At 65.4% G+C, this 10043-nt stretch carries 10 protein-coding genes and 5 pseudogenes; 1 reads left to right on the plus strand and 14 read right to left on the minus strand.

What is annotated here, in order from left to right; all coding sequences use genetic code 11:
* The 9 genes and pseudogenes from rplQ to rplO form a co-directional block, all read right to left on the minus strand.
* The coding region (gene rplQ / locus ACN5KJ_RS20190; RefSeq protein WP_418595983.1) for a 50S ribosomal protein L17 at nucleotides 1–415 on the minus strand (415 nt) is incomplete at its 3' end.
* A 142-nt stretch (nucleotides 416–557) separates the two neighbouring features.
* A complete protein-coding gene (locus ACN5KJ_RS20195) occupies nucleotides 558–1568 on the minus strand; it encodes a DNA-directed RNA polymerase subunit alpha (protein WP_418595985.1) in 1011 nt (336 codons plus the stop codon).
* Nucleotides 1569–1686: 118 nt separating this feature from the next.
* Nucleotides 1687–2082, minus strand: coding sequence for a 30S ribosomal protein S11 (rpsK, locus tag ACN5KJ_RS20200; protein WP_417722184.1), 396 nt, complete (start codon nucleotides 2080–2082; stop codon nucleotides 1687–1689).
* Between the two features lie 15 nt (nucleotides 2083–2097).
* Nucleotides 2098–2461, minus strand: a pseudogene (rpsM, locus tag ACN5KJ_RS20205) (30S ribosomal protein S13).
* A gap of 734 nt (nucleotides 2462–3195) precedes the next feature.
* Nucleotides 3196–3812 (minus strand): annotated as a pseudogene (locus ACN5KJ_RS20210) (adenylate kinase family protein).
* A gap of 30 nt (nucleotides 3813–3842) precedes the next feature.
* Nucleotides 3843–4043 (minus strand): hypothetical protein, encoded by a 201-nt coding sequence (locus ACN5KJ_RS20215; protein WP_418595987.1) that lies wholly within the window; start codon nucleotides 4041–4043, stop codon nucleotides 3843–3845.
* Nucleotides 4044–4253: 210 nt separating this feature from the next.
* On the minus strand, nucleotides 4254–4337 hold the full coding sequence (locus ACN5KJ_RS20220) for a hypothetical protein (RefSeq protein ID WP_418595999.1): 84 nt from the start codon (nucleotides 4335–4337) through the stop codon (nucleotides 4254–4256).
* Nucleotides 4338–4624: 287 nt separating this feature from the next.
* Nucleotides 4625–4849, minus strand: coding sequence for a hypothetical protein (locus ACN5KJ_RS20225; protein WP_418595989.1), 225 nt, complete (start codon nucleotides 4847–4849; stop codon nucleotides 4625–4627).
* A 353-nt stretch (nucleotides 4850–5202) separates the two neighbouring features.
* Entirely contained in the window at nucleotides 5203–5682 is a 480-nt protein-coding gene (gene rplO, locus ACN5KJ_RS20230) for a 50S ribosomal protein L15 (protein WP_418595991.1), read from the minus strand.
* Nucleotides 5683–6134: 452 nt separating this feature from the next.
* Between rplO and ACN5KJ_RS20235 the strand changes: the two are divergent.
* Nucleotides 6135–7433, plus strand: a pseudogene (locus ACN5KJ_RS20235) (DEAD/DEAH box helicase).
* 68 nt (nucleotides 7434–7501) lie between these two features.
* Here the strand turns inward: ACN5KJ_RS20235 and map are convergent.
* The 5 genes and pseudogenes from map to rpsE form a co-directional block, all read right to left on the minus strand.
* Nucleotides 7502–8244, minus strand: a pseudogene (gene map, locus ACN5KJ_RS20240) (type I methionyl aminopeptidase).
* A 133-nt stretch (nucleotides 8245–8377) separates the two neighbouring features.
* On the minus strand, nucleotides 8378–8524 hold the full coding sequence (locus tag ACN5KJ_RS20245; RefSeq protein WP_418595993.1) for a hypothetical protein: 147 nt from the start codon (nucleotides 8522–8524) through the stop codon (nucleotides 8378–8380).
* A gap of 177 nt (nucleotides 8525–8701) precedes the next feature.
* Nucleotides 8702–9031, minus strand: coding sequence for an MBL fold metallo-hydrolase (locus ACN5KJ_RS20250; protein WP_418595995.1), 330 nt, complete (start codon nucleotides 9029–9031; stop codon nucleotides 8702–8704).
* A gap of 266 nt (nucleotides 9032–9297) precedes the next feature.
* Nucleotides 9298–9485 (minus strand): annotated as a pseudogene (gene rpmD, locus ACN5KJ_RS20255) (50S ribosomal protein L30).
* Nucleotides 9486–9487: 2 nt separating this feature from the next.
* Nucleotides 9488–10043 (minus strand): 30S ribosomal protein S5 (rpsE, locus tag ACN5KJ_RS20260; protein ID WP_418595997.1); only part of this gene is annotated, 556 nt, incomplete at its 5' end.

The following is a 10043-nucleotide window of genomic DNA, read 5'->3' on the forward strand; positions in this document are numbered from 1 at the left end:
CGTCGGCGAATTCCTCGGATGCGAGGCGGGCCTTGTCGGCGGCACCTTTGGCATCGGCATCCCGGTCGACCAGTTCGATGATCGCCATGGGCGCCATGTCACCGTAGCGGAACCCGGCCTTCAGGACGCGGCAATAGCCACCCTGACGCTCGGCGTAGCGTGGTCCGAGCACTTCGAACAGCTTCGCGACGTGGATGTCCTGCTTCAGCTGGGCTGCGGCCTGACGGCGGGCATGCACGTCGCCGCGCTTGCCGAGCGTGATCAGCTTGTCGATGATCCGCTTCAGTTCCTTGGCCTTGGGCAGGGTTGTCTTGATCTGTTCGTGCTCGATCAGCGAGCCGGACATGTTGGCCCAGAGCGCCTTGCGGTGTTCATGGGTGCGGTTGAGGCGGCGGTATCCGCGAGCGTGACGCATGTTGTTTCTCCGTAGCGTGTTTTGCTTTGTCCGGGGTGCCCTGCGTTCGGGCGCCCTCTCCTTGGGGCATCATGCCCTGATCTTCCCGCCCATGATGGCGGCATCGGGTGCGGGCGCCCTCTCCAGTACGCCCCGCGAAGGCTCAGAACTGGTCTTCCAGTTTCTTTGCCAGATCCTCGATGTTGTCCGGCGGCCAGTCCTCGACATCCATGCCGAGGTGCAGGCCCATTCCGGACAGCACTTCCTTGATCTCGTTCAGCGACTTGCGGCCGAAGTTCGGGGTGCGGAGCATCTCGGCTTCGGTCTTCTGGATCAGGTCGCCGATATAGACGATGTTGTCGTTCTTCAGGCAGTTCGCCGAACGCACCGACAGCTCCAGCTCGTCGACCTTCTTGAGCAGCAGCGGGTTGAATTCCAGCCCGTCGTCGTCATCCGACCGCGAGGAGGATTCCGGCTCGTCGAAGTTGACGAAGATCGACAGCTGGTCCTGGAGGATGCGCGCCGCGAAGGCGATGGCATCTTCCGGGGTGACCGAACCGTCGGTCTCGATCTTCATGGTCAGCTTGTCGTAGTCGAGCACCTGGCCCTCGCGGGTGGGGACGACTTCGTAGGCGACCTTCTTGACCGGCGAATAGATCGCGTCGATCGGCATCAGGCCGATGGGGGCGTCTTCCGGCTTGTTCTTGTCGGCCGAAACGTAGCCCTTGCCGGTGTTGACGGTCAGTTCCATGTAGAGATCCGCGCCCTCGTCGAGGTGGCAGATCACGTGGTCCTTGTTCAGGACCTCGATGCCGTTCGTCTCGGTGATGCTGGCGGCGGTGACGACGCCCGGACCCTTGGCATTGACGGAAAGGCGCTTCGGCCCTCGACTTCCATGCGCAGCGCCACCCTTGAGGTTCAGCACGACATCGGTCACGTCTTCACGGACACCGGCAACCGAGGAAAACTCGTGCAGGACGTTGTCGATCTGGACGCTGGTGATGGCGGCGCCCTGAAGGCTCGACAGCAGAACCCGGCGCAGGGCGTTGCCGAGGTCAGACCGAAACCACGCTCCAGCGGCTCGGCGACGAGCGTGGCGACGCGGTGGGATCGGCGCCGGGCGCACCTCCAGCTGGGTCGGCTTGATAAGTTCAGCCCAGTTCTTGTGGATCATGCAAGGCCTCCATTCTTGTCTCCCGCCCCATGTCCGTAAGGCGGGAAACCCCGAGGGTACAAACGAACACAGGCCCGCGTGGAAATAACCACGCGGCCCTGCGGTAATAGTCACCCGATCAGACGCGACGACGCTTCGGCGGGCGGCAGCCGTTGTGGGCAATCGGCGTCACGTCGCGGATGGACGTGATGTTGAAGCCGGCAGCGGCCAGCGCGCGGAGCGCCGATTCACGGCCCGAACCGGGGCCCTGAACTTCGACTTCCAGCGTCTTGACGCCGTGTTCCTGTGCCTTCTTGCCGGCATCTTCGGCGGCAAGCTGTGCGGCATAGGGGGTCGATTTCCGCGAACCCTTGAAGCCCATGGTGCCGGCGGACGACCAGGAGATCGCGTTGCCCTGCACGTCGGAGATCAGGATCTTGGTGTTGTTGAAGCTGGAGTTCACATGTGCGACGCCAGCTGCGATGTTCTTGGAGACCTTCTTCTTGGTGCCTCCGCGACGGGTATCACGTGCCATTGGTGCAGACCTCCCTTACTTCTTCTTGCCGGCGATGGCCTTTGCGGGGCCTTTGCGGGTGCGGGCGTTCGTATGCGTACGCTGACCGCGCACGGGGAGGTTGCGGCGATGACGCAGGCCGCGGTAGCAGCCGAGGTCCATCAGGCGCTTGATGTTCATCTGCGTTTCACGACGCAGGTCGCCTTCGACGGTGTAGTTCGCGTCGATATGCTCGCGGATGGCGAGGCCCCGCATCCGACAGCTCGTTCACGCGACGGGTTGCGTCGATGTTCACGGCTTCGCAGATGGCCTTGGCCGAAGTGTACGATTCCGGTGATGTAGGTGAGGGCGATGGGCACCCGCTTGGAGTCGGGATGTTGACGCCGGCAATACGTGCCAAGTCTCTGTTCCTTTGCGCTGGTGGTTCGTGGTTCCAGAACCTGCCCAGGCCAGGCCATGCGACCATCGGGCTGTCCGCCGATGAGGTGATCCGCGAGGGGGACGACCCTCCCGCTAGGCGATCTCACTTGAGATGGGGGTGGGTATGAGGGATCGCATAAGGTCAAGGGCCTTCGAACCCGCGGGCCAAGCAAGACGTTGTATCACGCATGAGCCACAGGAAAACACTTTGCCGGGAGGCGGCATCGCACAGCACCCGCCGCGCCGTATCATGACACACCAGCTTTATTTAAGCGAATCGATACCCGCGCGGGCATCGCACGGACCTCGACATTCTGCACGAGGCCGTGAACCGCAACCGCCGGCTCGGCATCCGCTACGGCTGCGCGAGCGCAACGGCTTCGCCAGGTGCTCGAAGGGGACGAGGCCAATGTGCGGGATCTCTTCCGCCGCATCCGCGGATCGCCGCCATTTTCAGGTCATCCAGAGGATGTCGAGCACGGCGGACGTCAGGGACTTCGACGGCTGGCACGGGCTACGCCTCGCTCGGCGATCAGGACGGTTCCTGAACAATCGCCTGTCCGAAGGTGACTGGGGTCAGTCGCGCTGGACAGCATTCGTAGGCCTCCCGCCCCTCGGGCCGGGCCTGAAGCCCCGCGCCGCCGACTGGATTAGCAGGGGCGCCGTTATGCCTTCATATCACCCTGGGTGACTGCGGTCCCATGCGCCTATGGCTCAGCTGTCGAGTTTTTCGGCGATGCCGGCCTTGACGGCGTCGATCTGCCCATGCCGTCGGTGCGGCTGTACTGGCCCTTGGCATAGTAGTAACCGACCAGCGGAGAGGTCTGCTGTAATATTCCATCAGACGCTTCTGAGGCTGTCCTCGTTGTCGTCCGCCCGGCGCTTGATTCGGTCCCGCCGCAGTTCGTGGGTCCGTCCGACGGGATGGCTTGGTCAGGCCGTTGTAGACCTCGCCGCAGGCGCTGCAGGTCAACGTGCGGTGATCCGGCTCACCAGAGCCTCGTCATCCACGCGCAGCTCGACGACGCGATCCAGTCAGCCCCTGCTCGTCCAGCAGTTCCGCCAGCGCATCCGCCTGCTTCAGCGTGCGGAAAGCCGTCGAAGATGTACCCGCGGGTCGGTCCGCCTCGAGCTTCGCGGATCAGGCCGATCACGATCTCGTCCGTGACCAGTTCCCCGCGCCATGACTTCGGCGACCTTCTTGCCATTTCCGTGCCGCTGCCCTGGCCTCGCGCAGCATGTCCCCGTCGGGCTGGTCATGCCCGCTCGTCCACCAGAATGCGTGCCTGGTGCCTTTGCCCGCCGGGCGGTCCAAGAAGTATGATGTTCATCGCCGAGCCGGTCCCTTCCGCTTGCGTGCCTTACCTTGCCGCGAAGCTGCGACTTCTGAATAAGACCTGGTATTGATGTGCCAGCAAGTGGCTTTGGATCTGCTGGATCGTGTCCATCGTCACCGAGACGACGATCAGGACGGAGGTGCCGCCGAAGTAGAACGGAATCGCATATTGCGACCGCAGCACTGGGCAGAAGCAGACGGCCGCGAGGTAGGCCGAGCCCAGCACCAGGATCCGTTCACTACGTAGGTGAGGTGTTCTCGGTCTTCTGCCGGGACGGATGCCCGGATGAAGCCGTTCTGGTTCTTGAGGCCCTCCGCAACGTCATCCGGTTTGAACGAGACGTTGAAGGTAGAAATACGCGAAGAACACGATCATCGCCGCGAAGATAAGCAGGTGAGCGGCTGCCCCGGCCCGAAATAGGCGAGGATGGTGACATCACCGACCGGTGGCGCCGGCCTGGCTGAAGGTCGCGGTGGTCGGCGGCAGCAGCAGCGAGCTGGCGAAGATCGCCGGGATCACGCCCGCCGGGTTGACCTTGACCGGCAGGTGGGATTCTGCCTTCGGTCATGCGCAGACCGACCTGGCGGCGGGGATGGATGGGATTCGCAGGGCGCGCTCCATAACACCACGAAGAGGATGCCGCGATTACCATGACGATACGCCGAGGACTGCCGGGCTGATCGCGCCGGAACGGCCGAGGCAAAGAACTGCGCGAGGTTGGCCGGGATTTCCGCCACGATGCCGACGAAGATGATCAGCGAGATGCCGTCGCTGACGCCGTGCCGTGATCTGTTCGCCCAGCCACATCAGGAACATCGTGCCGCCGACAGGGTGATCACGCAGGCCGCGCGGAAATAGAGCCCGGATCGTGGGCGGATCGCCCGCCTCCAGCGATACCGCAAGCCCGTAGGCCTGAACAGCGCCAGCGCCACGGTGCCGTAGCGCGTGTACTGGTTGATCTTCTTCTGGCCCTGCTGGCCCTCTTTCTTCAGCTGCTCCAGCGCGGGCACCATGGCCGCGAGAAGCTGCACGATGATCAGGCCAGATATAGGGCATGATCCCGGGGCGAAGATGCCCATCCGCCCGAGGCACGCCGTCGGTGAACATCGACACGATGCCGCCGATCCCCGCCCCGCCTGCTCCATGAAATCACGCAGCGCGGCGCGTCGATGCCCGGAACCGGATGTAGGTGCCGGGCGGTAGACCAGCAGGAGACCGAGCGTGAAGAAGATACGGTTGCGAAGGTCGGTTGCTTTCCCGAGCGCCGCCCAGCTCGTGTTGGCGCCATTTGTTCCACGGATGCCATGAGGTCCTTCTGAGAAAACGCCGCCGGTAGCGCATTCCGCTCCGGTGGCGTTCCTGGAAACGTGGGTTTGTAAGCGGCTCAGAAGCCGCTCACAACCCGCATTCTGCGGCAGCCGCAACAGTGGCGCGCCGTCGGCATGGCGACCGCGTCAACGGCGGATTTGAGGCGCCGGTACGCGATGGTCAGCGCGACGGTCACGTCGCCCTTGGCCAGGACGCGGATGCCGTCGAGCTTGCGGCGCACGAGACCCGAAGCCACCAGCGATTCCTCGGTGATCGAGCCGGCGTCGAGCTTGCCCGCGTCGACGAACTTCTGGATCAGGCCGAGGTTGACCACGGCGTAGGACTTCCGGTTCGGCTTGGTGAAGCCGCGCTTGGGAAGACGCTGGTAGAGCGGCATCTGGCCGCCTTCGTAGCCGTTGATGGCCACGCCCGAACGGGATTTCTGACCCTTGATACCCCGGCCACCGGTCTTGCCCATGCCGGAACCCGGACCACGGCCGACGCGCTTGCGGGGTTTGGTTGCGCCGGGATTGTCGCGCAGTTCGTTCAGTTTCATGTCGCTTCTCCTTGCCGGATGCGGCCCCCAGCGACGGAGCGGCCGAACACGGCGTGCTGAATGATGTGAATCGCGGCCCATCGGGCCACCGGGGGCGTATAGACCCGTGCAGGCCCGCGTGCAAGCGCAACATGGCCCGCCGCCGCGACGCTGGCATTGACATTGACGGACGCTTGCCCCATATCCCCGATCACTGCCGCACCCGCCGCGTGAGCGGGCAGCCGAGACAAACGACGATACGACCGTATCAGGGCCCGCACGGCAGACATCACAACATTGGTTCCCATTTCACGCGGGGTCCGGCGCCTTGACGTTCCGCGGCAATACGGTCGCGTGGCGGATCCCGGCGTAACCCACGAGTGACGCCCTGCGGCCGAGAGCCCAGGTGCCCGCTTGCCTGCGGCTGGCCTTCTGCCATCCGCCAGAAAAGGACGATCCTTTTGGATTTCGACATGCTGGGACTGCCGTCCCGTCTCCAGGCCAACCTGGCCGAACTGAACATCACCGAACCGACCCCGATCCAGAAACAGGCCATCCCCCACGCCATGAACGGGCGCGACGTGATGGGCCTTGCACAGACCGGCACCGGCAAGACCGCCGCCTTCGGGCTTCCCATCGTCTCGGCCATCATGCGGATGGAGGGGCGCCCTGCCCCAAGTCGGTGCGCGGCCTCGTGCTTGCCCCGACCCGTGAACTCGCCAAGCAGATCCTCGACAACCTGCGCGCCTATGCCGAAGGCACCAGCGTGCGCATCGGCCTGGTCGTCGGTGGCGGTTCGGTCAACGCGCAGGTGCAGCGGATGCACAAGGGCATCGACATTCTCGTCGCCACGCCCGGCCGCCTCATCGACCTGCTCGACCGCAAGGCGGTCCGCCTCGACACGACCAGCTTCCTCGTGCTCGACGAGGCCGACCAGATGCTCGACCTCGGCTTCATCCACGCGCTGCGCCGCATCGCGCCGCTGCTGCCGAAGGATCGCCAGACCATGCTGTTCTCGGCCACCATGCCGAAGCAGATGAACGAACTGGCGCAGGCCTATCTCACCGATCCCATCCGGGTCGAGGTCGCCGCCCCGGCAAGCCGGTCGAGAAGATCGACCAGTCGGTGCACTTCGTCCAGCAGTCGGACAAGACCGGCCTGCTGAAGGCGCATCTCGACGGGCACCGCAGCGACGCGGCGCTGGTCTTTGCCCGCACCAAGCATGGTGCCGAGCGGCTGATGAAATCCCTCGTCGCCTCCGGCTTCGCGGCCAGCTCGATCCACGGCAACAAGAGCCAGGGTCAGCGCGACCGCGCGCTCAAGGCCTTCCGCGACGGCGAGCTGACCGTTCTGGTCGCCACCGACGTGGCCGCGCGCGGCATCGACATCCCTCGGTGCGCTACGTCTACAACTACGACCTGCCGAACGTGCCCGACAACTACGTGCACCGCATCGGCCGCACGGCACGCGCCGGACGCGACGGCACCGCCGTGGCCTATTGCGCGCCCGAGGAAATGTCGGAACTGCGCGCGATCCAGAAGGTCATGGGCCGCGACATCCATGTCGCCGGGGGCGAAGCCTGGGAAGGCGTGCGCAAACCGGCCAAGGGCGGCGGTCGCGGCGGCCCGCGCGGTGGCGGCGGCGGCAAGCCCGGCGGGTTCAAGCAGGGCGGCTTCAAGCAGGGCGCCCAGAAGCACGGTGGCGGGCGTCCCGAAGGCGCCAAGCAGCGCCGGCCGAGACGTTCCGGCGCGCGCTCCAGCAACGCGGCCTGATCTGCGCTCGTGACATAGAAACGCCCCGGTCTCAGGCCGGGGCGTTTTGCGTTCCATGGCCCGGCCGCTCAGCCCGGCAGCGTCACCACGATGGCGCCGCGATCGGTCGCGACGACGGTATGTTCGTATTGCACCACCGGCGCCACGGGGTCGCCGTAGAGCGTCCAGCCGTCCCGGCCTTCGATCGCCTGCTGCGCCCCCGTGGACAGGAATGGCTCCACCGTCAGGACCAGCCCCTGTCGATGCGCCGCCGGTCGCTGCGGGTCGGCCAGGTCGCGATCTCCTCGGGGTATTCGTGCAGTGACCGACCGACGCCGTGGCTGGCCAGGTTGCGCACGAGGGTGCAGCCCGCGCCTCGGCAAACCGGCCGATGGCGTTGCCGATCCCGGCAAGCGGGCGGTTGCTGCAGACCCTGGCGATCCCCACCTCCATGGCGCGCCGCCCGTCCCGGCAGAGACGGTCGATCCGAGGCGACACCGGCCCCACCCGAAAGCTGGCGCCGGTATCGGCAAGAAGTCGTTCTTCGACGCCGACACGTCGATGTTCACCAGGTCGCCCGCCGCGATCCTGCGCGGTCCGGGAATGCCGTGGGCGATCTCCTCGTTCACGCTGATGCAGGTGGTTCCGGGAAAGTCATAGACCGCCTGCGGGGCCGAGACCGCGCCCGCACGGTCGAGACAGCCGCCCGATCTCGTCCAGTTCCGGTCGTCATGCCGGGCTCCATCGCGCGGGCCATGGCCTGCAGCGTGTTGGCGACGATCCGGCCGATCTCCTTCAGCCCGTCGAGTTCGTCCTGCCTCGTGATCGTCATGCGACCGCTCCTGCCGTGTGCATCTCGCCCCCGTGAAATCAGACACCCGCCGGTTACGCAACCGGCGGGTGTCGGTTCTGCCCGGCCGTTTCCCCGCCCCTCCCGTCAGGAAAGGACTCGGGGAGCGCGGTCCTCAGATCTCGCCTTCCTTGTACCAGCCGGCCATCTTCACCGAAGAGGCATCCCCGACCATTTCGGCAAAGGCCTCCGGATCCTGGGTGCCGTCGTCCCTGCCGCGATAGTGATAGGGATAGACGAAGGTCGGCTTGAACTCCTGCACGGCGGCGGCAGGCCTGCTCGGCGGTCATGGTGAAGGGCAGGTTCATGCAGAGGAAGCACAGGTCGATGTTCTCGAGCGCCAGCATCTCGTGCGTCGGTTCGGTATCCCCGGAGATGTAGACCCGGAAACCGTCGAAGCTCAGCACATAGCCGTTGTCGCGCCCGACCGGATGGAAGTTCATCCGCTCCTCCGTGGTGTTGTGCGCGGGGATCGCCTCGATGTTGACGCCTTCCCAGTCGGTGCTCGCCCGTTGTCGAGCATCTTGGCGCCGTCCTTCATCTCGGCCGGGAGCATCGCGTTCACCGCGGGATTGGTCAGCAGCACCGTACCGTCGCCGATCAGCGCGGCCAGCGTTTCAGCATTGTAGTGATCGCCGTGTTCATGCGTCACCAGGATCAGATCCGGCGGCGGCAGATCGGCATATTCTGCGGCCTCGCCCACCGGATCGACATAGATCACCCCGGCCGGGGTCTCCATCACGAAGGAGGCGTGGTGCACCGGATGCACGGTGATCGCGCCGTCGTGGAAGGTGTCGAGGTGTGGGCCTCCGCATGGGCGGCGAACGGCAGCACGGTGATTGCGGACGCGCCCGCAGCCATGCGGCGATGAAGGTTCTGCGGGTCTGTGTCATGTCTTGTCTGGCTCCTTGTCGATACTCCGGACATAGGCCGGGCAAGGGGCGCGACAATGACCACGACCGCGATCCCACAAAGCAAGACGCCCGGAGCAAGCTCCGGGGCGTCGATCTGGTTCACGAGGACCGAAGGCAGGCGTCAGCCGCGCTCTTCGATGATCTGGACCAGGTGCGGGATCTTGGCGACCATGCCGCGCACGGACGGCGTGTCTTCCAGTTCCCGGTCTTGTGCATCTTGTTCAGACCCAGACCGATCAGCGTACGGCGCTGGATGTCGGGGCGACGGATCGGCGAGCCGATCTGCTTCACTACGATGGTCTTAGCCATGATCAGGCCTCCTCGGCAACGTGCGACGATTCGGCGGGGGCGTCATCGCGCTTGGGCAGGATGTCGGCCACCTTCTTGCCACGACGCTGAGCGACGTTGCGGGGCGACTGGTTCTTGGTCAGCGCTTCGAGCGTCGCGCGGATCATGTTGTAGGGGTTCTGCGAGCCGATCGACTTGGCGACCACGTCCTGAACGCCCAGCATCTCGAACACGGCACGCATCGGACCACCGGCGATGATCCCGGTACCCTGAGGCGCGGTGCGCATCACGACGCGGCCCGCGCCGTGGCGACCTTCGATGTCGTGGTGCAGCGTGCGGCCTTCGCGCAGCGGCACGCGGATCATCTTGCGCTTGGCCTGCTCGGTGGCCTTGCGGATGGCCTCGGGGACCTCCTTGGCCTTGCCCTTGCCGAAGCCGACGCGGCCCTTCTGGTCACCGACGACCACGAGAGCTGCGAAGCCGAAGCGCTTGCCGCCCTTGACGGTCTTGGACACGCGGTTGATCGCGACGAGGCGATCGGCGAATTCCGGCGTTTCTTCACGATCGCGGCGGTTGCCA

It is taken from the genome of Ponticoccus sp. (in: a-proteobacteria), from assembly GCF_048381735.1.